The organism is Lysinibacillus sp. KU-BSD001, from assembly GCF_042920265.1.
Taxonomy (GTDB): domain Bacteria; phylum Bacillota; class Bacilli; order Bacillales_A; family Planococcaceae; genus Lysinibacillus_B.
The window spans coordinates 400,158-421,822 of record NZ_JBDQZI010000002.1 but is presented as its reverse complement, the minus strand read 5'-3'; the positions used below and the strand labels follow the sequence as shown (position 1 = coordinate 421,822).

Here is a 21,665-nt window from a genome sequence, read left to right as displayed (position 1 = left end):
GTTTTTAATACGGATTCTTAAATGATCCCAGGGGCTGTTCGGCTTTCCTTCACTTCTACTATAAAAAAATAGTAGCACAAACCATGGCCGTGGTTTGTACTACTAATGTTAGTATGTTTTTACTGTTTTGTTCCTGAAAGTCGCGCATATTTCAGCCAAACTCGCGTATATTCTACTCAAAGTCGCGGATAAATGAAGTAACACACTCTCAAAAGCTAGGTATTTCCACTATAATGGTTGTAGTTAAAGAGGAGGGGATGTCATCATGCAAGCTTTACCATACATAGCGGTGTTACTGGCAGCGATGCTGTGGGGGACGACGGGAACAACACAAACATTTTTACAGGATGGGATTTCGTCATTTGCTGTCGCGTGTGTACGTTCAGGGATTGGTGGTGGGGCACTACTGATCGTTGTATTGCTGATGCGAAAAATGAATTGGCGCACATGGCCATGGAAATGGAACATAGCCGCCGCAGTCGCGATTGCGTTGTTCCAATGTTTATTTTTCTCATCGATTCGCTTTACAGGTGTGGCGATTGGCACTGTTGTCACGATTGGCAGTGCCCCTGTATTTGCGGGCATACTGGAATGGCTGATTTGGAAAACGAAGCCGTCTCGCATTTGGGCAATGGCGACAAGCTTTGCGATTACAGGTTGTATATTGCTTTTCGTGAATCGCGGGGAAGCAGTCGTCGATGTAGTGGGGGTTCTACTTGCACTAGGTGGTGGATTGATGTTTGCGCTGTATACAAACGTGAGTAAGCAGCTCACAAAAAGCGCGGACACATTGCCAGCTGTAGCGATGACCTTTTCTTTATGTGCGTTATTTTTATCCCCCATCGCGCTAATGGACGGGGTGGCGTGGATCGGCAATATGCAAAACTTTGTCCCGATGCTGTATATGGGCATTATGACGACGAGTGTGGCCTATTTGCTCTTTTTAGCTGGGCTTCGTTTCGTCAGTTCCTCTGCCGCGGTGACGCTTAGTTTAGCAGAGCCATTAACAGCCGCAATGCTCGGTGTGTTTTTCTTAGGTGAATACTTATCGTGGACGTCTTGGATTGGTGTTGGGCTTATTTTAGGCGGGATTTTAGTATTAACGATGGGGAGTAAGACTACTTCAGCGTGAAGTAGTCTTTTGCATTGAGTGACAAAGAGTGATTGATTACTGAAACAATTGTAGTCTTTTTTGAAGTTTCCCTAGTAATCGAAAGGCAATGGGGCAATTTCTACCGTTTTCCATCGTGACATAACGTTCTTTTATATTTAATTCTTTGACATTTTCAAGGTTAATAAGATAACTTTTATGGCAACGGAAAAAGTGCTCGCCTAGATGATCTAGTTCTTTTAACGTGCCGTAAAATGTATGATAGCCATTTCGTTCATGCAGCTCTAGTTTATGTGGTTGTGTAGATGTTTCAAAAAAATAAATATCTTTCAAGCGAATGTTTTTAACCTTCTCCCCGACTTTAATTTGAAACCACTTCGTCGAATCAGTGTTCCCTAATTGCTTGTATTTCATCAAAGCAGCTTGTAGTGCTTCTATAACGCCGAGCGCTATTTGTTCGGGCGAATCTTTTACAATAAAATCAAGGGCTGCGAGTTTATACTTAAATGTTAAGCTTAAACGATCGGCATATGTTGTAATAAAAATAATGTGAGCAAGTGGGTCTTGTTCGCGAATCCTTTTAGCAACATCTAAGCCATTGATCGTACTACCTAATTCTATATCTAATAAATAACAGTCAATATGTATGGATTTTCTTTGTTGTAATAATTCATGGGGGTCATTTGTACATAGAACTACTTCGATACTCGGTGCTTGAAATAATGCATAGTTTTGGATAGCTTTTAAAATGCATGCTCGGTGAAAAGTCTCATCTTCACAAATGGCGACTCTCATTTGAACTTACCTCTCTTTCAATAACCATTTCTTGAATAAACCAACCTGCTTCTACATAGGTGTTCAACACGGTAGTAGGGTAGCTTTCTAAAAGTTGCTTTACATTGTATAAACCGAAACCTCTATTTTCTCCTTTTGTTGAATAATTTTCGTCGAATAGCTGTTTCATATCCATATAGTGCTGATTCGTTGTATTTCGAATGACGGTGATTAGTTCGTGTCGATCACTATACAGGAAAGCGATTTGGATTTTTGGATTTGTATGCTGAAGGCTCGCCTCGATGGCGTTATCCAAAAAAATCCCCATTATTCTTGTCAAATCCATTACATTCAATGGTATGGATTTAATTTCTTCTGGCACCTCTATTTGAACTGTAATATGTAAGTTAGTTGCTTTTAATAGCTTTGCACCAATGAGTCCCTTTAGTTCGATTATTTTAATATGTTCAAGCTGTTGGAAATCATTAAACGGCTGCTGAGTTGTATGCAAGATATTTGTTTCAAAATGATCTTTTAATCCTTTCCAATCCTCCTGTTCAATATAGCCGTGCATGGATAGCAGTAGGTTCGAATAGTCGTGTTGAACTCTTTGGACTTTTCGGTTCATTTCCTCTAATCCTTCCATATACTCATGAAAATAACGCTGTTCAACCTCTTTTTGTTGCCATAAAGCTTCCTTCCGCATCGTTTGAATGATTGATTGAGATGAAATTAAAAGAAACAAAAAATACGCACAGAGCATGCCAAGATTTAATAAGGAAACCTTTATTTCACCATTCGTAGAAGGGACAAAGACCGTTACATAAAACACAATGAAGGTAATGATGCAAACAACGAGAAGTAGTCTCGGCACCTGAGCTGAAAACGCTAACTGATTTAAGGTGTTATGTATAAATTGTTTGTACCCATAAAGACTCACAGTGAACATGAAGACAATCAGTAATCCATGAATGATGAATGGTAGTTCAAATTGATGTACTAATAAGAGCGCAAAATATTCTATAAGCATCGTCATTAAGTGAACGAGCATTAAATGTAAAAAGACAATGCTTTTCTTCGTGATGAAATAAAATAGACTACCGCTAAACAACATACTGAGCGCAAGAGAAAGCCAAGGAATATGTGAGAATTGAATAGCTATAATTGCAACAAGTGCATTTAACATAAGACAAGCGAAAATGCGTTTAACAGTTGGTCGGATATTTAATAAATAAAACAGTGAACCAAACACAATAAAAAAATTTAAAACGATAAAAGGTACCCATTCCATTTCCATTATTCCCCTCCTTTTAGTATTGTACTGTAATTTCAAAAGATGTTCATAGGAATGAACAACGTTCCAGATGAGTTTCTTGACGTTGACGATAAAATGATGCGGAATGAAGGAGCTGTTTTTTATAATGAACCGAATGACATAGAGAAAGAGGGGTTCTGATGAGCACGGATCAATACTTATCAATGAGCAGTGATGTGTTGTTTATCGCTTTTATTTTATTATTAGTGGCGATTGTGCCGTTTGGGTTTGCTGCTAAGTCGAAGAGTAAAAGAAGCGCAAGGATAGCTTTAGCTCTCACAGCTATTGCATTTGTCTTACAAATTACATATTTTATTTGCCGATGGATAGCCTTGGGACATGCACCAGTTAGTAATATGTATGAGTTTATGACGTTTTTCGGCATTATGTTAATTGGCGCATTTTTACTTATTCATTATTTATATAAACAAATTATGATTGGGCTATTTGCTATTCCGATTTCGTTATTAATCTTAGGGTATGGGAGTGTTTTTTCACAGGAAGCCTCTCCATTAATACCGAGTCTTCAAAGTAATTGGCTCGCCATCCATGTGATGACGGTCGCTTTTTCAAGCGCCATTTTGTCCGTTGCCTTCGTGACAGGTGTGATGTACTTGCTTTGTGTACTGGATGTGACGAAAACAAGCCAACGTATAAGAAGCTTGGAGGGAGTTCTATATTGTTTAGTAGTTGTCATTGGTTTTGTCATCAGTTCGACCTGCTTTTCGTTATTTTTAGAGCCACAATCGGTAGAAATAAAAAATAGAGAAGGGGTTTCCGAAGTCACTACATATACAATGCCTGTTCTCGTCGTAAATGAAGGAGAAGAGAAAGTTGGTCTAATTTCTATCCCGAGCTCAATTGATGCCAAAAAATTAAATACGATTGTTTGGTCATTTATTGTAGGGACGGCACTATATACTTTCATTCGCCTAGTGACACGTAAAAGAATCGCGCAGCTTTTACAGCCATTTACAATAAAAGTGAATCCGAAATTATTAGATGAAATATTGTATCGTGCTGTGCTAATTGGCTTTCCATTGTTTTCTTTAGGAGGTCTCTTTTTTGCAATGATTTGGGCTCAAATTGCGTGGGGAAGGTATTGGGGATGGGACCCAAAAGAAGTATGGGCATTAATAACGTGGTTGTTTTATGCAGCATTATTACATCTCCGCTTATCCAAAGGCTGGGAGGGAGAGCGCACAGCATGGCTTGCCATTATTGGGTTCGGTTTAATTGTCTTCAATCAAGTATTTGTTAACTTAGTTATTGCGGGGCTTCATTCGTATGCTTGAGAAGGAGTTCTCGTGCAAATATCTAGTTCCATAAAAAATGAGCAATTCTGTACTCAGAATTGCTCATGACATGTCTTCACTTGTAATTGATCCATCCATAAATGACCGATTACGTACCTGCATCATTTGCTGAAGGAAAGTAGTTAATTGTTTTTCCGCTTCAAAAAAGCCGTATTGCTTCATCTGTTGCTCGCATTGCGCCATAACTTCCTGTAGTCGTTTCTCCGCTAGTTCCTTGTCGCCTTGTAAAGAGGCTAATAATGCTTCGCTGCGCTTATAGCTAATTGGTTCGACTTTTGATAATTGTGCATGCAATGACGTGATGAGCGCTGTATCGGGATGATCGGATACATACGAATCGATTTGACGTATATGGGTTAGATGTTGTAATAGGATTTTATTTTTCTTGGTAATCGGAATCGTTTTAAATGCATCCATAGCTTGCGATGCAGCCTTAAATCCGTTCGTCACGAATTCATAATAAAACACCGTATAGGCTACGAGAATATTGTCAGCAGATGATGTCATTTTTTTGGCTTCCTCAATCAATGATTTATTCCATTCGGAAGGTTTTTTTGGTGACATTAGTTCTTTCGTTAATAACAACATCGCCACATACTGCTGTGATTTTTTACCACCACGTTTTAACATGAGCCATATATAGCCATCGGAGTAGAAGCCGCCTGCTATCCGCATTGGAATAGCAGTAGCAACAAAAATGGCCCCGTGTAATGTCATAGCGTATGCCAAAAGTGAAGCATCGGTTAAGTACCATAATCCAAGTAAAAGGATTGCTGCCCCGATACTAAATAGTGGTCCCCCTGCTGCATACCACATATGTTTTTTCGTTAATTCGTGATCTGTGCTAATCGGCATACAGTAGGCGACACCCCCAAACATCACCCAGCTATAATTGGGTATAATTTTTAGCTTTTCGCTTTTTTCAATTGTAAAAGGCCCAATCGTCATATAGATAAAGCGATAGCCTGCGAATCGTCCGAATACAACATGCCCGAGCTCATGAATGAAAATCGTCATGAAAAATAATGCTAGAGACAGTGCGAAAAAGTTTGTTGTATGAGCAAATGATGTAAAAGCACTCACGATAAAAGCGATAGAAAGTGCAATGGTCACGTAAAAGGGAGAGAGCCATTTATTCAACAGAGAAAACCTCCTTTCATTGGACACTACCCAACGATCTCTTCAGAAGAATAAGTGTGCTAACATCTAGTCACCGTTCCGTGAAGATGGAAAATCAATTGAACATCGGAATGCTAAAGTGAGTGTTTTTTATTCATTGCCCCTAATTTTACCATAGAAGGTGCAAACAATTTCATCTATGAAAAAGAACGATTTACACTTCAATTGAAATTTCCGGCATTTTCAAGGTTATCTTTATAAGGTAACCTTATTTTATTTCAATATAATGGTATAATATGGTTATTTGGTAGTTGCTTAGTGTTTCTTAAGAAATTCTTCAGATTTGTCCTTATAAAATCCTAAGGTTTGTTCAGTACGATATAATTATAAGAAAAAGCAGTGAGGTGTTGAGGGTGGACAAGCTAACTGTACTTGTGACGGATGATGATCAAGATATTCGTGACGGAATTGAGATCTATTTAAAGAATGAAGGGTTTCATGTGCTGAAGGCAGCGAATGGGCTGGAGGCGATAGACATGCTCAAGCAGCATGAAGTACATTTAATTATTTTAGACATTATGATGCCGAAGATGGATGGGATTACGGCGACATTTAAAATTCGGGAGGAACGTAATATCCCGATTCTGATGCTTAGCGCGAAGGCAGAGGAGACAGATAAAATTCATGGGTTATCCATAGGGGCCGATGATTATTTAACGAAGCCATTTCATCCACTGGAGTTAATGGCGCGGGTGAAAAGTCAGCTACGACGCTATACGGAATTGGGTACGTATGCGCGGCAAGAGCAAACAGATGGGCTTACATTACATCCAGAGGCAAAAGAGGTGCGACTTGACGGAGAACCAGTGAAGCTGACACCGATTGAATATAAAATTACAGAGCTTCTTTTAAAAAATGCAGGACGTGTGTTTTCGATCAGTGAAATTTATGAGCTTGTATGGAACGAGGAGGCGTATAACGCTGAAAATATCGTTGCTGTACATATTCGTAAAATTCGTGAAAAAATCGAGGCTGATCCGAAAAATCCACGTTACTTGAAAGTGGTGTGGGGACTTGGATACAAAATTGAAAAATAGGCTACTCGATATTTGTACGACGTGTAGTGTGGTTGCAGCCATTATTGGATTCGTATGCATCGGGGCATATGTTTGGCGCTGGATCAACACCGATTTACTGGAGACTATCCAATTTTTACAAAGACTATTTTAGGAGGAATGACAAATGAAAAAACGTTTATTCCTTACTCTTTTTCTTATATTTTTAGCGGCATTAGGTGTTTGGTCGTTTTTAATAAAAAGCCAAGGTTTTATTGGGCAAAATTATTTTGATTCTCATGACATGATGAATGAGCAAGAGTACTTTTTACAAGGTTTGAAAGAATATATACTAGACCCGATTGATTTTGAACAAGCAGAGCGTGCTATTCAAGTGAATGATGACGAAATTATGTATTATCGTGAGTACTACGGCTCACTGGAAGAACAACTGGCGAATATTCGCGCGCAGTATGAAAGTGCAGTAACTAGTGAGGAGACCGTCACAGAAACAGAAACAGTAACGACGCAGGAAGAAACAACTGCGGAAGAAAAAACGGATACTGCGCCAGCTACAAGTGAAGCGCAACGCTTACAGCAAGAGCGGGATCAAAAGTTAGCGGAAGTACGAAGGAATTTTGAGAGTGATGAAGTAGTAAAGGAAAAAATACTTGCAATCAAGAAGCAAGCATTAGCCAAATATAAAGTAGAATATGAAAAAAGGGCTCGTCAGTTTAAAGAGCAATATAGCTATTTCACGTATCGATTAACGAATGAAGCGGGAGAAGTATACGAAAAAAAATCTCCAGAAAAAATCGTCAATCGTACACAGTTTAAAAAAGGCGATGAATTATATATAGACGGAGATCGCGCTATTTATTTAGATGATTATATAGCAGATAGCGCAGGAATTAGTAATACGTACATGGACTTATCGAATGCAAGTCAATCGTTTACAGGAGAAGTATCGTTATTAAAATCAGCTATGGATGAAACGGGATTTGCAGAATCGTATAATATTTTTACACTTCAAAAGTGGGTGTTATATACACTTTGGGTCATCAGTTTAGTGTCAATTAGTTTACTCGCTACGATGTTAAAGCCCAGTCGCGAACTTTTTTCAACTGTTCCAGAGCTAGAAGAAAAGTTCCATCGTTTACCGCTTGATATTCGTTTAGTCATTCCGATGATCACAGGATTACTGGCATTTAATTTTATAGAAAGTTTTCCGTATCGTATTGAATCACAGGCATATTTTATTTATCGAAGTGAGTATTATTTAAACTTTGAAGAAGCTGTGCTATTTTTATTTGGTTTTGCTTTCACCGCAGTTGCGATTGTGACAGCGATATGGGGATATGATGCTGTAAAACGTGAAGGGCTTTCGGCGGAAAATTCGATTTTTATCCGTTTAGTAGAAGCAGGGCGAGAAGCCTTTTTAAATAAATCGATTGGTCAACAAACGGTCGCCATGTTTATCGTCTTTTTCCTTGCAGGGCTTGGGTTTGCGGGTGTGTTATTACAGCCAGCGTTACTGTTAATTTATGCCCCGTTATTTATGTTCGTTTTGTTACCTGTGTTGTATGTGTATTTAAAACGCATGGGCTACCTAAACCGTGTGATGCAGAAAACAGAGGACATGGCGGCAGGCCGTTTAACGACGGCGATTGAAGTAAAAGGGAATTCACCGATTGCGAAACATGCGGAGAATTTAAATGCTTTACGTCAAGGTGTGGAGTTATCGATGCATGAGCGTGCTAAAAGCGAACGGTTAAAAACAGAGCTCATCACGAATGTGAGCCACGATTTACGTACACCGCTGACGTCGATTATTACGTATACGGATTTATTGAAAAACCCCGATTTGCCAGAAGACGAACGGACAAAATACGTGGATATTTTAGATAAAAAATCTGCGCGATTAAAAACGTTAATTGAGGATTTATTTGAAGTATCAAAAATGGCGAGCGGTAATATTGAGATTTTGAAGCAACGCGTCGATTTAGCGCAAATGCTCCAACAAACCGTAGTGGAGCATGAAGAGGATTTTACGGCGGCTGGTCTCGATTTACGTGTGACGATTCATGAACAACCAATTTATGCGTATGTGGATGGTCAAAAGTGGTGGCGTGTTGTCGATAACTTGCTTGTCAATGCCCGTAAATATAGCTTAGAAGGCACGCGTGTATACGTATCATTACGAGCCGTAGCAGGTGTAGCGGAGTTGGCAGTGAAAAATATCGCCAAGTACGAGCTCGGTGGTAATGTGGAAGAATTAACAGAGCGCTTTAAACGTGCAGATACGTCACGGCATACGGAAGGCTCAGGACTGGGGCTAGCCATTGCACAATCGATTGTGGATTTACATGGTGGGTCACTTGTTATTGATGTAGATGGTGATTTGTTTAAAGTGATTGTGAAAGTGAATATCGGGTAATGGGGAGCGCCTTCTATAGGAAGGCGCTTTTTTGTACCAGCTTGGTACCAGGGAAGTGCCTGGTACCAAGCTGGTACTACAGTGGCACATGCTATTATGCTATAATTTTTCAGTAGTAAACGATATAAAAATAGGGAGCGTGGGGCACATGCGACTATTGATAGGGGTACTTGTTGTTGCGATATATAGCGGCATGACAGGTTATTTAGGCTGGAACTTGAAGCAGTGGCTGATGGCACTCAATATCTTTCGTTTTGAGGTGGTGTATTGGCTTGTTTTATTTATTGTTTCATTTAGCTTTATTTTAGGGCGGATGCATGAACTATTGAAGCCACTGGCAGTTATTGGTAACTATTGGATGTTTGTGTTCCAATATGGACTTGTGATTTGTTTGATAGTCAATCTCGTCATTTGGCTGACACCATTTAAGAGTGTGCTATGGGTTGGGACATTTGGTATGATAGTGCTTGTTGTTTTATTTGCCATTGGCACATATAATGCCTATACGCCAGTTACACGTGAGTTGACCATTGAAATTGAAAAAGAAGGGGAGCCGCTACGTGTTGTTGTCGCATCTGATTTTCATTTAGGGGTGTTGTCCAACAAAGGACATTTACAAAAGTTCGTGAACCTAGCAAATGAAGCACAGCCGGATATCGTATTGCTTGCCGGGGATTTAATTGATGATGATCCAGCATGGTATATCGAAGACGGAATGCACGAAGTCATGAAGCAATTGAAGACGACATATGGTGTTTACGGGGTGTTAGGGAACCATGAATATTACGGTCGAAAAATCCCCTTACTCATTTCAGAAATGGAAGCCTCGAATGTAAAAATGTTACTCGATGAAACCATTTTAATTGACAATCGTTTCTATTTAACAGGGCAAGAAGATTTGACAAATACATCACGACAACTATTAAAACAGTTAAAGCCGACAGACGAGTCAAAACCTTGGTTTGTGATGAATCATACGCCGAATGATTTAGCAACACCATCCCATTTAGGTGTCGATTTTCATGTGTCAGGGCATACACATCGCGGACAAATGTGGCCGAATCATTTTATCACATCCAAACTATTTGAGCTTGACTATGGTCATCGGTTAAAAGGCACCATGCATGCACTTGTATCCAGTGGCTTTGGCTTTTGGGGGCCACCGACACGCATTGGTTCTCAATCGGAATTGTGGGTAGTTGATATTGAATTTACAAAATAAGGAGTACAACAATGGAGTTTTTGGAATTATTAAAAGCGCTCATCCTCGGCTTTGTCGAGGGGATGACGGAGTTTGCCCCTGTCTCTTCAACAGGGCATATGATTATTGTCGATGATTTATGGTTAAAAACAACGGAGTTTTTAGGGCAGGGCTCAGCCAATACATTTAAAATTGTCATTCAGCTAGGGTCTATTTTAGCGGTCGTCGTTGTCATGTGGAAGCGCATGCTCAGCTTAGTTGGGCTTTATAAAATGGAAGGGCACACAACGACACGCTTTAACTTAGGACATGTTATTGTCGGCATTATTCCAGCCGGTGTGTTTGGTGTATTATTCGAAGATTATATCGATGAAAATTTATTTGGGATTGAAACGGTGATTATCGGTTTATTCATCGGTGCATTTTTAATGATTATTGCCGATAAATTTGGACCGAAGCGACCAAAAATTACGTCACTGGATAATATTTCTTACGGAAAAGCATTCAAGATTGGTCTTGTGCAATGTTTATCATTATGGCCTGGATTCTCGCGCTCAGGTGCAACGATTTCAGGTGGTGTGTTACTTGGACTTGACCATAAAACAGCAGCGGATTTTACGTTCATTATGGCGGTGCCGATTATGGCAGGCGCGAGTGGATTATCGCTTGTGAAAAACTGGGATCAAATTAATCTAGATCACCTTAGCTTCTATATTGTTGGCTTTGTAAGTGCATTTATTTTCGCACTCATTTCGATTAAATTCTTCTTAAAATTAATTTCACGTGTGAAATTAACACCATTTGCGGTGTATCGTATTATTGTCGCGGTTATTTTAATGGCGATTGTATATCTATAATAAAAATGGCAGTCTCCTCAAAAGGAGGTTGCCATTTTTATTTAGAGCAAAAGCGGAGTGCACGGCTTAACACAGTAGGCGTGCTGCCTATTTAAATAATCCCCTTTGTATTGCATATGATGTACTGAAGTAAAGTGAAGCTTTCATTAGTCGGTATTTTTACGTTAATAAGGCATAAAAAGTATGACAACATTTAAAAAAAACGTTGTCATTTTCTATTATAAGCGAGAAAATTATTGTAATAAGTTCAAATTTTTTACTATATTGTAGAAAGAGATAATTGTTTCAAGTAGGAGGGGAATGCTAAGGAATGGAGAGGTGGAAGATGTTTCTATTTAATAGAAATAGACGGGAAAAACAATCTATTATCGACACGCAGTTTAATGGAGTAGGGATTTTTATTGAAGATGCTGCTCGCTTATTGCAGCTGAAAATAATTGACTTAACGGTCGAGGATCTGCATAGAGTCCGAGCTATCAAACCTTATGTAGAAGTGCATATTAAAGAAGTGGTCGATGCATTTTATGAAACGATTGAAAGTGTACCAGAGTTTTATAATATTATTAACGAGCACACTACGTCTGAACGTCTTCACCAAACATTACGTCATCACATTATTGAAATGTTCGATGGGCGTATCGATCATGCCTTTTTGGAAAAACGCGCACGTGTGTCGTTAATGCATGTACGTATTGGATTGACAACCCAATGGTATTTAGGCGCGTTTCAAAAGATTGAAAACATGATACGAAGCATTATATTCTCCTTAGATCTAGATGTCGTAGAGACAGAACTTATTATCAATTCTTTAAGTAAAATTTGTAATTTTGAACAACAGATTGTGTTAGAGGAATATGAAAAAGTAGCAGCTCACATGTTTCAAGAGCAACAAAATCAAATTAAACAAGATGTACGTGACACAATCGGACGTATTTCACACAATTTAGAGGTGCAGTCACAAGAAACATACGAGGCGGTCGTGAAACTAGTAGCGAGTATAAAAGAAGTGAATGCACAATTACAAAGTAGTATTCATGATGCACGTGAAACGAAAGAGGCATCGGAAGAAGGTACGGTGCAAATGCACTACTTAAGTGAACAAACGTCTCAAATTAACGAGAAAACGATACAGATGACAGCTATGGTAAAGGAATTAGACGCTTCCTCTTCAGAAATTAAAGCGGTAGTTGAAATCGTTAAAGGGATCGCCAATCAGACGAACCTACTCGCCTTAAACTCAGCTATTGAAGCAGCAAGAGCGGGCGTGCACGGAAAGGGGTTTGCTGTTGTCGCAGATGAGGTGCGAAAATTAGCCGATCAAACAAAGCAGTCCGTGGAGCAGATCGCCTTATTGATAGGGGATTCGAGCGCCGTGACAAATCAAGTCATTGAAGCGATTCATAACATTCAAACCCTTGTAGGAGAGGGCATAGAAGAAAATAAAAAATCGCTTGCATCATTTACGAACATTTCACATTCTATTGAGACAACTATTGCCGATTTTGAACATGTAGGCATACAAGTAGAAAAACTGTCCGTTGTAGCGGAGCGTATTGGTGAATCTTCTGAACGTTTAGAAGAGGCTGCGACAAAATTAGAGGAAACAATTCAAACGTTGTAACATACGTAAAGAGCATCCCTTATTAAAGCAGGCATGCTCTTTTTTGTATGGACTCCCACTATGTGAAAGCGAGGTATATCTTACTTATGCATATTTATCGATGATTTAGCGTACAGTTATTTATTGAACAAATCAAACAGTCCACCGATTCCGCCTTCACCTGAAGACTGACCGCCACCGCCTTGTGACATCGGAGCTGCTGCGAATACACGGCTCGCTAAGCGGCTGAACGGTAATGATTGTACCCATACTGTACCAGGCCCACGTAGTGTTGCAAAGAAGATGCCTTCGCCACCGAATAATGCTGTTTTAACGCCGCCTACTGCTTCAATGCTGTAGTCTACGTCAGCCGTCATTGCGACTAAACATCCTGTATCAATACGTAGACGCTCACCTGGTTGTAATTTGCGTTCGTGAATGGTACCACCTGCATGGATAAAGGCCATGCCATCGCCTTCAAGCTTTTGCATAATAAATCCTTCACCGCCGAAGAAGCCTGTCCCTAATTTACGCTGAAATTCAATGCCGACTTCAACGCCTTTTGCTGCAGCTAAAAAGGCATCTTTTTGACAAATAATTTTGCCGTTTAATGTACTTAAGTCCATTGGAATGATTTTTCCAGGATAAGGGGAAGCGAAGTACACGTGACGTTTGCCGGAGCCTTCGTTTGTAAAGGTCGTCATAAATAAGCTTTCGCCTGTTAGAATTCGTTTTCCAGCACCCATCAGCTTACCCATCAAGCCACTACCACGATTATTAGAACCATCACCAAATATTGTTTCCATCTTAATATCATCTTCCATCATCATTAAAGCACCCGCTTCAGCAACGACGGTTTCCTGTGGGTCTAATTCTACCTCCACAAATTGCATATCATCACCGTAAAGTTTGTAATCAATCTCATGATTATTCATGTACTCGCCTCCAGAAAAAAGTTATTTATTAGATAATACTGCGTAAGTGTACAAAAAGTTTCATCATTTAGGGAAAAATATTTCATGGGAATATATATGAGAGAAAAAGGGTTTAAAGTAGAAAATGTAGAATAAAATTACATAAAAGGGGGTCTGAAAGATGGGAGTGGAAAATTATATTAATGGGCATTGGGTGGCGACAAGCGTAAAAACGATGCCGGTCATCAATCCCGCCACGGGTGAACAACTTGCAACAATCCCATTGTCGACTGCGCATGACGTCAATGAGGCAGCAATTGCCGCAAAGCATGCACAAAAACAATGGGCACAGGTTCCCGCACCAAAACGAGCGGATTATTTATATGAAATTGGTTTTAAATTAAAAGAGAAGAAAGAATACTTAGCGGAGCTGCTCACAAAAGAGATGGGCAAAGTGATTGAAGAGGCACGTGGTGAAGTACAGGAAGCCATTGATATGGCGTTTTATATGGCAGGTGAGGGGCGTCGTTTATTTGGTGAGACTGTTCCTTCCGAGCTTGCCAATAAATTTGCGATGAGTGTGCGTGCACCAGTTGGGGTAGCGGGTCTCATTACACCATGGAATTTTCCAATCGCCATTGCATCGTGGAAAGCATTTCCGGCACTTGTTGCAGGGAATACAGTCGTATGGAAGCCGTCAAATGAAGCGCCACTCATGGCCTATGAACTCGGTAAAATTTTTGAAGAGGTCGGTTTGCCACCTGGTGTTGTCAATATTGTATTTGGTACGGGACCTACTGTTGGCACTGCGATCGTAGAGCATCCGGACATTCGCATTATTTCATTTACGGGGTCGAATGCAACGGGTAGTAAAGTAGCCGAACTTGGGGGCAAATTGTTAAAAAAGGTATCGCTTGAACTGGGCGGCAAAAATGCAGTCATTGTGATGGATGATGCCAATATCGAATTAGCAGTGGAAGGCATTTTATGGAGTGCTTTTGGAACAGCAGGGCAGCGTTGTACAGCGTGTAGTCGTGTGATTGTGCATAGAGATGTGAAAGAAGAAGTCGTTCATCGCTTATTAAAGGCAATGGATGAATTAACGATTGGGGACGGACTGGATCCAACGACGAAAGTAGGTCCTGTGATCAATAAAGCCGCATTAGAGAAAATTAATCATTACGTGCAAATCGGTAAACAACAAGGCGCTACATTGGTACGTGGTGGCAACATTTTAACGGAACCACCCTATGACAAAGGCGTTTATTTTGAACCGACGCTCTTTACGGATGTACGACCAGATATGATTATCGCACAAGAGGAAATTTTCGGACCTGTCATTAGTATCATTGAAGTAGGGAGTCTAGAAGAGGCGATTGAAGTCAATAACGGCGTGAAATTTGGTCTCTCTAGTTCTATTTTCTCGCAAGACGTGAATACGATTTTCAAAGCACAACATTTACTTGATACGGGCATTGTGTATGTCAATGCAGGCACAACAGGCGCAGAAATTCACTTACCATTCGGTGGCACAAAGGGAACAGGGAACGGTCATCGGGATTCCGGTCAGGCCGCACTCGATGTGTATACAGAGTGGAAGAGTATTTATGTGGACTATAGTGGAAAGTTACAGCGTGCACAAATTGACACTTAACAATACAAACAAAGGGGGATGTTTTGTATGAAAGTAGTCGTTTTAGGGGCGGGCTTGATGGGGAAAGAGGTTGCGCGTGATTTAGTCGCAAGTGATCATGTAGAAAAAGTATTGTTAGCAGATATCGATACAGAGGCAGCGAAAGCATTTGCTGCAACACTTGATACAAATAAAATTGAGGTTGTCGCATTAAATGCAGAATGCGATCAAGCACTACGAGATGTGATCATACGCGGGAATGTTGTAGTCAATGCATTATTTTATACATTTAATGAACGTGTCGCACAAGCGGCCATTGAAACAGGCGTACATGCAGTCGATTTAGGCGGGCATATTGGGGGTGTCACAGAGAAGATTTTACAACGCACAGAGGAAGCAAAGAGAAATAATGTGACAATTATACCGGATTTAGGGGTAGCACCGGGTATGATTAATATTTTAACAGGATACGGTGCCACAAAATTAGATAAAGTGGAATCGATTAAATTATACGTAGGTGGCATTCCGACCGAACCAAAACCGCCACTGCATTATACACGTGTATTCTCACTGGAAGGTGTGTTTGATCATTATACAGAACCAAGTAAAGCGATTCAAAAAGGGAAATTGACAGAAGTAGAGTCGCTGACAGGCATTGAACCGATTTATTTTGAGGAGTTTGGTGTATTAGAAGCGTTTTATACATCAGGTGGGATTTCAACGTTGTACAAAACGTTTCCACATGTCAAAACACTGGAGTATAAAACGATTCGCTATAAGGGGCATGCAGAAAAGTTTAAGCTGCTTGCCGATTTGGGCTTTTTAAGTAAAGACAATACAGTACAAGTCGAGGACCAAGACATCGCTGTACGCACGGTTGTACGTGAAGCATTAAAGAAAAAGCTGGACCTTGGGAAAAAGGTAGATGCCGTGCTGCTTCGTGCGATTATTGCTGGTCAGAAAGATGAAGAGCAATATACGTATGAATATGAGATGGTCGTGCGGAAAGATGTAGCAGCGAATATTACGGCGATGGCCCGTGCAACGGCCTGCACCGTATCGGTTGTGGCACAAATGATTGGCAATGGGGTGATTGCACAACGCGGTGTATTGCCACCAGAGATCGTTGTACCAGGAAGCGAGTTTATTCAAGAGATGACGAAACGCGGCATTGTCATTAAAGAAACATCCCACCGCTCATCCATGATTGTAAAATGGTAAGGTGAAAATTTTATATGCACGGAGTAATGCCTCGAATTTGTTTCGAGGCATTAGCTTTTGTTGTTAAACGTACTCGCTCTCCGCGAAAATCAACTAGTCCCCTCATTGGATGCGTGGACAAGCTAAAATCACAATCATAGGCTTTTATGATGAGGATAAAAATAGAGGTATTCGTAATAAGTAGTGGAATCCCTTCTTTCATTGTTATGAAATCATTTACTCATGTTGTTAAGTAATTTGCTGTAAAGTTTAAAGACATTGTAATTTTTTATGGTATGATCAATTTGTAAAATATTAGGGGGTTTTTCGGTGAGTATATTCGTAGTGTACACCTTTGCTTTGACAGCAACAGTCATTGCTGTACTTAATGATATGAAAATCAAGAAGTTAGAAAAACGCATTCAAGCACTTGAAAAAAACAAATGATTTTCTGTAATGGATATTAGGGTTTTAGAGCAATGTTTTAATCGCTCTTTTGCGTTTAGTGGACGAATTGTTCATTAGTTTACTGGAGCACCCAACGTTAAGTGTCTTTTTATGTTAAAATTTACATATATTGTATAAAGAGGTGATAACATGGGGAACGATAGATTAGTTTGTAAAGCTTGTGGTAATGATTCCTTCGCACAAGGTGAATTAGGCGGCTCTATGGCAAATGTAAAACCTGTTAAGCTCGATATGGTCCATTTTTCGAGTTCACCACTAATTTTGACTATTTGTACGAATTGCGGAGAAGTAGCTTCAATGAAAGTTAAGCAACCTCAAAAGTTCAAGTAGTCTCTTGTAGTTTATTTTTGGGTTACTTCTAAAATAGTGACCCTATGGTATTTTTGACGGAATGCTGGGTAATTTTTAAAAAGTTATAGAATGACTGGACAAACCTCTTTTAGTATTTCTTTCAACGTATCTACCGTAGTTACTAATGTTCCTTTATTTTTTTACTCTGGGTATACTAAAATCATACAAACTTGAAAGGACTGAATTATGCGCAGATGGCAATATTTTTTATCTAACTGATTAAAAATATTGGAGGTAAAAGTATTGATAAAAGAACTAAACACCCAAAGATTACATTTAAGAAGAATGGAAGTTTCAGACGCACATCGCCTGTTTAAAATTTGGTCTGATCCAGATGTAGCGAAATTTATGAACATCTCTAGCTTTACACACGAGTCGCAAGCAAAAGAAATGATTGAACTTTTTGAGGAGTTGGCTGAGGCTAGTGAAGCTATTCGGTTCAGCATGATTGAGCGAAAATCCAACGAAATAATTGGTACTTGCGGATTCAATTTTATAGACTTTGAAAATGCTAAAGTCGAGATTGGTTATGATATCGCTAAAGCCTATTGGGGCATGGGGTATGCTCCAGAAGGGATTAGTGCATTACTCAATTATGCTTTCGAAACTTTGAAACTAAATAGAATCGAAGCAAAGGTAGAACCTGCAAATGTGAATTCTATCAAGGTTTTACAAAAACTTAAGTTCACATTTGAAGGAACGCTAAGACAATACGAAAAATCTAAAGGAAACTTTGTTGACATCAATATGTATTCGTTATTAAAAACAGATTAATTTAGAATTTTCTAGGCCTATATCTTGCATTGAGGTATAGGTCTTTATTTTTATGTGAACACATTACTTGAGGTTTTGTCACAATTGAACTTAAAACATATTTCACTACATCTCATGTTATTATTCTTTATTCTCTAATGTTTTCCTTGTTTCTTATCAATCATTTACAAAATATTGATTAGATTACTGCATACAAAACGTTATCAATAAGCTCCGTCATACTATTTAATGCGTTAATTGAATTTCCTAAATTAGTAGCTTCATAGTATTTTAAACAGTCCAATCTACGCTCCCAATGTAAATAACTTGTCCAATCATAAAACAATCACAGCCACCATCTTCTACTACGTTGTTTTTTAGTGGGTGGTTTCTCAAAGTATATTTATTTAAATAGTTAGGAGGTATTAGTCATGCCAAAATGTACAATTAATAATGTAGATTTATACTATGAAACTAAAGGGGCAGGTGAACCAATAATTTTTACCCACGGTGCATCATGGGATCATAAACAATGGGATAAACAGATAGATTATTTTTCTCAATATTATCAAACCATCACCTGGGATGTTCGTGGTCATGGAGCATCCTCTCTCCCAAAAGGGAAGGTGTATGCAGAAGGTTTCAGAAAAGATTTAATTGGCTTGATGAATTATCTACAAATTAAAAATGCTCATTTATGTGGTTTATCAATGGGTGGACATATTTCTTTGCAAACAGCTATCCATCATCCAGAATACGTAAAATCTCTTATATTAATAGGTACACCCTTCACAAACCAATTCAATTGGTACGAAAAGTTACTAGTTCCTATTAATCGTTTTTCCAACTTGTTTATTCCGATGTCACTTTCTGCAAAAATACAGGCGTATACATTATCTAAGTTTAATAAGGAGAATAAACATTATATTCATTCCACAGTTGCATCGATGTCTTATAAGAATTGCGTTCGTATATGGAATGCCGTCTCCAAAATGGAAAGTGGAAATGAATTAGATAAAGTGAATTGTTCTACATTAATATTATACGGTGACCACGATACCATGATAAAAAGACAGCAGGAGTATCTACATAACAACATTAAGCAATCACACTTGAAAATCATAAACAATGCCCATCATGCAACTAATTTAGATAATCCAACTCAAGTAAATGAAAATATCCACCAGCACCTTATAAACTCATCCGCTATGTATTAAAACTTTTTGTGCAGTAAGTTCAATACTGTTATTTTTTGCTGTAAAATTCATTTCTGTTATTTGTTAAGTATAATTTAATTCCACCATTTATTACCGATATCCAAAATGATAATAAGATGCAGACTAATTATTATGATAGAGGTTCGGGTATTTTTTATAATTGAAAAATTAACCAAAAATTATGAATAAAATGTAACTTTTTTTCGCGCTCATCAGTCTAATCTGAAAAGAAGGGGTGTGAATAAAAATGAAGTATAAAGGCAAGTGGTATGTGGGCGGCGTTGTGACATTTCTCGCGGTTTTAACGATTGTGGCGGTGTCTTTCTTTAGCCAACAAGTGCAAGTGTATGCTACGTCCGCTATTTTCGAAAATCAACAGTTTCATGCAAGCTTTAATGAAGTATTAAAAGAGGAAAGCCTTACAAACGGGACGATTTCGATTACCGATGCAAAAGGGCATGTCGTAAAGCCGAAAATGTCCATTGAGGAAAAGGTGCTCATTATTCACGATTTACCAAAAGGGGACTATACGATTCATGTCGCGGAACAAGCTTTCAAGAAAAGGGTAAGTGCGGGGGCAACGGTGTCATTTTCGGTCGTAGATGAGCTGCAAACGATTGCATCACTAGAGGACTTAACAATCTATTTCCAATCGATTTTAAATGAACAGCAAGTAACGATGGGAGATGCTGTCACAGGGGTAGAAGAGGAATCAATGGAGATGGCTAATTCGAGTTCAGATAAAGCCGTATCCCATTCTGAAACGAACAACCAAGTGGACGGGATTGAAGAGGGGGATGTCACGGTCACAGATGGCAAGTACATTTACACGATGACAGATCAGACCGTGTTTATTACGGATGCGAAGCAGCTAAAAGTAGTGAGTAAAATCGAATTAAAAGACGTGTATCCATCGAAGCTGCTGTTACATGATAACAAACTGATTGTACTGTACGACCAATATACCGAATCTCGGACAAAAGAAGGCTATTATACAGGGGCAATGATGACTAAAATGGCGATGTATGATGTAACGAATCATCAAAAGCCAAAATTAGTTCGGGAAGTGGGGCAAGAAGGCCATGCAGTGGGAGTGCGCGAATATAAGGATGTGTTATATATCGTGACGAATACAGCACCAAATTATTGGTTGCTCCGAGAGGAAGAAGAGGTGGAGCTACGTCCCCAATTATTCGACTCAAATGATGCGTCTGTTACGCATGCAGCGCTAGATAGTATTCGTCTGTTCCCTGGCAGTAAGGAAGCGAACTACACAATCGTTTCCGCAATCGATTTACATCATTATGAAACAGCTGAATTTAAAGCACAGACATTTTTAGGGGCTGGGTCAGGTATGTATATGTCAACAGAGGCCATTTACATGACAGCGCCAAATTATAGGGCATTCGCTCCAAAAACGATTCGTGCGACAACGGAGATTGCTTTCTCGATGCAAAGCAATACAGAATTATATAAATTTGCGATTGATGGGACGAAGATTGAACTGACAGCACGTACAACACTGGAAGGGACGGTTTTAAATCAGTTTTCGATGGATGAGTATAACGGGTACTTCCGCGTTGCGACAACGACAGGCAGTGCATCTGGAAGAGAGGCTAACTCGAATAACCACCTAATTATTTATGATGAGCGTTTAAATGAGGTGGGGAAATTAACGGATTTAGCACGTGGTGAGCGTATTTACTCTGTGCGCTTTATGGGAGAGAAAGCGTATATTGTGACATTTAAAGAAACAGACCCGCTCTTTGTCATTGATGTAGCAGACCCTACGAATCCGAATGTGCTAGGGGAGCTGAAAATTCCTGGCTTTAGTAATTACTTGCATCCGCTTGACGAGAATCATTTAATCGGCATTGGCTATGATACAAAGATAGAGGTGGATTCATATTCTAAACAACCAATGGTGTATACAATGGGTATGAAGGTGTCGCTCTTTGATGTGACAGATGTTGCACATCCGATTGAAGTAGACAACGAGATTATCGGTGGACGTGGCACATATTCAGATGTACAGCATGACCATAAAGCATTGTACCGTGATACAGCGAACGGACATTACGGTTTCCCGATTGCCATTTACGATCAAGACGGCTATATTGGCTCGGGCGCGCTTGTTTACCATATTACGCCCGAGGGCATTGAGCTAGCAGGGGATTTGGTGACAAAAGCAAAAAATGAGCAATATGAAGATTGGCGTAAAATGGTCAAACGATTGCTGTATATTGAGGATACATTATATACGGTTGCGAACAATGAAATAACGGCTTATAACAAACACACATTTAAAAAGCTAAAAAGTATACCGCTCAAATAAAACAAAAGG

17 protein-coding genes are annotated in these 21,665 nt (G+C 39.4%); 13 read left to right on the top strand and 4 right to left on the bottom strand.

The window, feature by feature from the left end:
* Window positions 1-265: 265 nt before the first annotated feature.
* Window positions 266-1,132: a DMT family transporter gene (locus tag AAGS61_RS05235; RefSeq protein WP_391368310.1), complete on the top strand. Its 867-nt coding sequence runs from the start codon at window positions 266-268 to the stop codon at window positions 1,130-1,132.
* 36 nt (window positions 1,133-1,168) lie between these two features.
* Here the strand turns inward: AAGS61_RS05235 and AAGS61_RS05230 are convergent, their stop codons facing one another.
* Window positions 1,169-1,906 carry a LytR/AlgR family response regulator transcription factor gene (locus AAGS61_RS05230; RefSeq protein WP_391368307.1) on the bottom strand — a complete coding sequence of 246 codons (738 nt, stop codon included), beginning with the start codon at window positions 1,904-1,906 and terminating at the stop codon, window positions 1,169-1,171.
* The gene (locus AAGS61_RS05225; protein ID WP_391368304.1) at window positions 1,887-3,182 is read right to left on the bottom strand and encodes a sensor histidine kinase; all 1,296 of its coding nucleotides are present in this window, start codon (window positions 3,180-3,182) and stop codon (window positions 1,887-1,889) included. The genes AAGS61_RS05230 and AAGS61_RS05225 overlap by 20 nt, the downstream gene beginning before the upstream one ends.
* A 158-nt stretch (window positions 3,183-3,340) precedes the next feature.
* Between AAGS61_RS05225 and ccsB the strand changes: the two genes are divergently transcribed.
* Window positions 3,341-4,495: a c-type cytochrome biogenesis protein CcsB gene (gene ccsB / locus AAGS61_RS05220; RefSeq protein ID WP_391368301.1), complete on the top strand. Its 1,155-nt coding sequence runs from the start codon at window positions 3,341-3,343 to the stop codon at window positions 4,493-4,495.
* Window positions 4,496-4,558: 63 nt separating this feature from the next.
* On the opposite strand, the gene AAGS61_RS05215 is transcribed toward ccsB, so the two are convergent.
* Complete coding sequence (locus tag AAGS61_RS05215) at window positions 4,559-5,656, bottom strand: M50 family metallopeptidase (RefSeq protein ID WP_391368298.1); 1,098 nt, start codon at window positions 5,654-5,656, stop codon at window positions 4,559-4,561.
* A 392-nt stretch (window positions 5,657-6,048) separates the two neighbouring features.
* Here AAGS61_RS05215 and AAGS61_RS05210 point away from each other — a divergent pair, with 392 nt between their 5' ends.
* From AAGS61_RS05210 to AAGS61_RS05190, 5 genes are all read left to right on the top strand, one after another.
* A complete protein-coding gene (locus AAGS61_RS05210) occupies window positions 6,049-6,732 on the top strand; it encodes a response regulator transcription factor (RefSeq protein ID WP_391368296.1) in 684 nt (227 codons plus the stop codon).
* Window positions 6,733-6,877: 145 nt separating this feature from the next.
* Entirely contained in the window at window positions 6,878-9,127 is a 2,250-nt protein-coding gene (locus AAGS61_RS05205) for a sensor histidine kinase (protein WP_391368293.1), read from the top strand.
* Window positions 9,128-9,275: 148 nt separating this feature from the next.
* The gene (locus tag AAGS61_RS05200; RefSeq protein WP_391368290.1) at window positions 9,276-10,349 is read left to right on the top strand and encodes a metallophosphoesterase; all 1,074 of its coding nucleotides are present in this window, start codon (window positions 9,276-9,278) and stop codon (window positions 10,347-10,349) included.
* Window positions 10,350-10,360: 11 nt separating this feature from the next.
* Window positions 10,361-11,185 (top strand): undecaprenyl-diphosphate phosphatase, encoded by an 825-nt coding sequence (locus tag AAGS61_RS05195; RefSeq protein ID WP_391368287.1) that lies wholly within the window; start codon window positions 10,361-10,363, stop codon window positions 11,183-11,185.
* A gap of 310 nt (window positions 11,186-11,495) precedes the next feature.
* Window positions 11,496-12,806 (top strand): protoglobin domain-containing protein, encoded by a 1,311-nt coding sequence (locus AAGS61_RS05190; protein WP_391368284.1) that lies wholly within the window; start codon window positions 11,496-11,498, stop codon window positions 12,804-12,806.
* 116 nt (window positions 12,807-12,922) lie between these two features.
* Here AAGS61_RS05190 and AAGS61_RS05185 read toward each other — a convergent pair whose 3' ends face one another.
* Window positions 12,923-13,720, bottom strand: a complete 798-nt coding sequence (locus AAGS61_RS05185; RefSeq protein ID WP_391368282.1) for a TIGR00266 family protein — start codon at window positions 13,718-13,720, stop codon at window positions 12,923-12,925.
* A gap of 160 nt (window positions 13,721-13,880) precedes the next feature.
* Between AAGS61_RS05185 and AAGS61_RS05180 the strand changes: the two genes are divergently transcribed.
* From AAGS61_RS05180 to AAGS61_RS05155, 6 genes are all read left to right on the top strand, one after another.
* A complete protein-coding gene (locus AAGS61_RS05180; RefSeq protein ID WP_391368279.1) occupies window positions 13,881-15,353 on the top strand; it encodes an aldehyde dehydrogenase family protein in 1,473 nt (490 codons plus the stop codon).
* Between the two features lie 27 nt (window positions 15,354-15,380).
* Window positions 15,381-16,553 (top strand): saccharopine dehydrogenase family protein, encoded by a 1,173-nt coding sequence (locus AAGS61_RS05175; protein WP_391368277.1) that lies wholly within the window; start codon window positions 15,381-15,383, stop codon window positions 16,551-16,553.
* A 576-nt stretch (window positions 16,554-17,129) separates the two neighbouring features.
* On the top strand, window positions 17,130-17,330 hold the full coding sequence (locus AAGS61_RS05170) for a hypothetical protein (protein WP_391368275.1): 201 nt from the start codon (window positions 17,130-17,132) through the stop codon (window positions 17,328-17,330).
* A gap of 264 nt (window positions 17,331-17,594) precedes the next feature.
* Window positions 17,595-18,125 (top strand): GNAT family N-acetyltransferase, encoded by a 531-nt coding sequence (locus AAGS61_RS05165; RefSeq protein ID WP_391368273.1) that lies wholly within the window; start codon window positions 17,595-17,597, stop codon window positions 18,123-18,125.
* A gap of 410 nt (window positions 18,126-18,535) precedes the next feature.
* Window positions 18,536-19,321, top strand: a complete 786-nt coding sequence (locus tag AAGS61_RS05160) for an alpha/beta fold hydrolase (protein ID WP_391368270.1) — start codon at window positions 18,536-18,538, stop codon at window positions 19,319-19,321.
* A 247-nt stretch (window positions 19,322-19,568) separates the two neighbouring features.
* Window positions 19,569-21,656 (top strand): beta-propeller domain-containing protein, encoded by a 2,088-nt coding sequence (locus AAGS61_RS05155; RefSeq protein WP_391368267.1) that lies wholly within the window; start codon window positions 19,569-19,571, stop codon window positions 21,654-21,656.
* The last annotated feature ends 9 nt before the right edge of the window (window positions 21,657-21,665 follow it).

What these genes read in the sequence shown, in the direction of transcription:
- AAGS61_RS05160 (WP_391368270.1), top strand. Translation starts at nt 18,536, where the DNA reads ATGCCAAAATGTACAATTAATAATGTAGATTTATACTATGAAACTAAA.
- AAGS61_RS05155 (WP_391368267.1), top strand. Translation starts at nt 19,569, where the DNA reads ATGAAGTATAAAGGCAAGTGGTATGTGGGCGGCGTTGTGACATTTCTC.
- AAGS61_RS05175 (WP_391368277.1), top strand. Translation starts at nt 15,381, where the DNA reads ATGAAAGTAGTCGTTTTAGGGGCGGGCTTGATGGGGAAAGAGGTTGCG.
- AAGS61_RS05225 (WP_391368304.1), bottom strand. Translation starts at nt 3,182, where the DNA reads ATGGAAATGGAATGGGTACCTTTTATCGTTTTAAATTTTTTTATTGTG.
- AAGS61_RS05185 (WP_391368282.1), bottom strand. Translation starts at nt 13,720, where the DNA reads ATGAATAATCATGAGATTGATTACAAACTTTACGGTGATGATATGCAA.
- AAGS61_RS05190 (WP_391368284.1), top strand. Translation starts at nt 11,496, where the DNA reads ATGGAGAGGTGGAAGATGTTTCTATTTAATAGAAATAGACGGGAAAAA.
- AAGS61_RS05195 (WP_391368287.1), top strand. Translation starts at nt 10,361, where the DNA reads ATGGAGTTTTTGGAATTATTAAAAGCGCTCATCCTCGGCTTTGTCGAG.
- AAGS61_RS05205 (WP_391368293.1), top strand. Translation starts at nt 6,878, where the DNA reads ATGAAAAAACGTTTATTCCTTACTCTTTTTCTTATATTTTTAGCGGCA.
- AAGS61_RS05170 (WP_391368275.1), top strand. Translation starts at nt 17,130, where the DNA reads ATGGGGAACGATAGATTAGTTTGTAAAGCTTGTGGTAATGATTCCTTC.
- AAGS61_RS05235 (WP_391368310.1), top strand. Translation starts at nt 266, where the DNA reads ATGCAAGCTTTACCATACATAGCGGTGTTACTGGCAGCGATGCTGTGG.
- AAGS61_RS05200 (WP_391368290.1), top strand. Translation starts at nt 9,276, where the DNA reads ATGCGACTATTGATAGGGGTACTTGTTGTTGCGATATATAGCGGCATG.
- AAGS61_RS05230 (WP_391368307.1), bottom strand. Translation starts at nt 1,906, where the DNA reads ATGAGAGTCGCCATTTGTGAAGATGAGACTTTTCACCGAGCATGCATT.
- AAGS61_RS05180 (WP_391368279.1), top strand. Translation starts at nt 13,881, where the DNA reads ATGGGAGTGGAAAATTATATTAATGGGCATTGGGTGGCGACAAGCGTA.
- ccsB (WP_391368301.1), top strand. Translation starts at nt 3,341, where the DNA reads ATGAGCACGGATCAATACTTATCAATGAGCAGTGATGTGTTGTTTATC.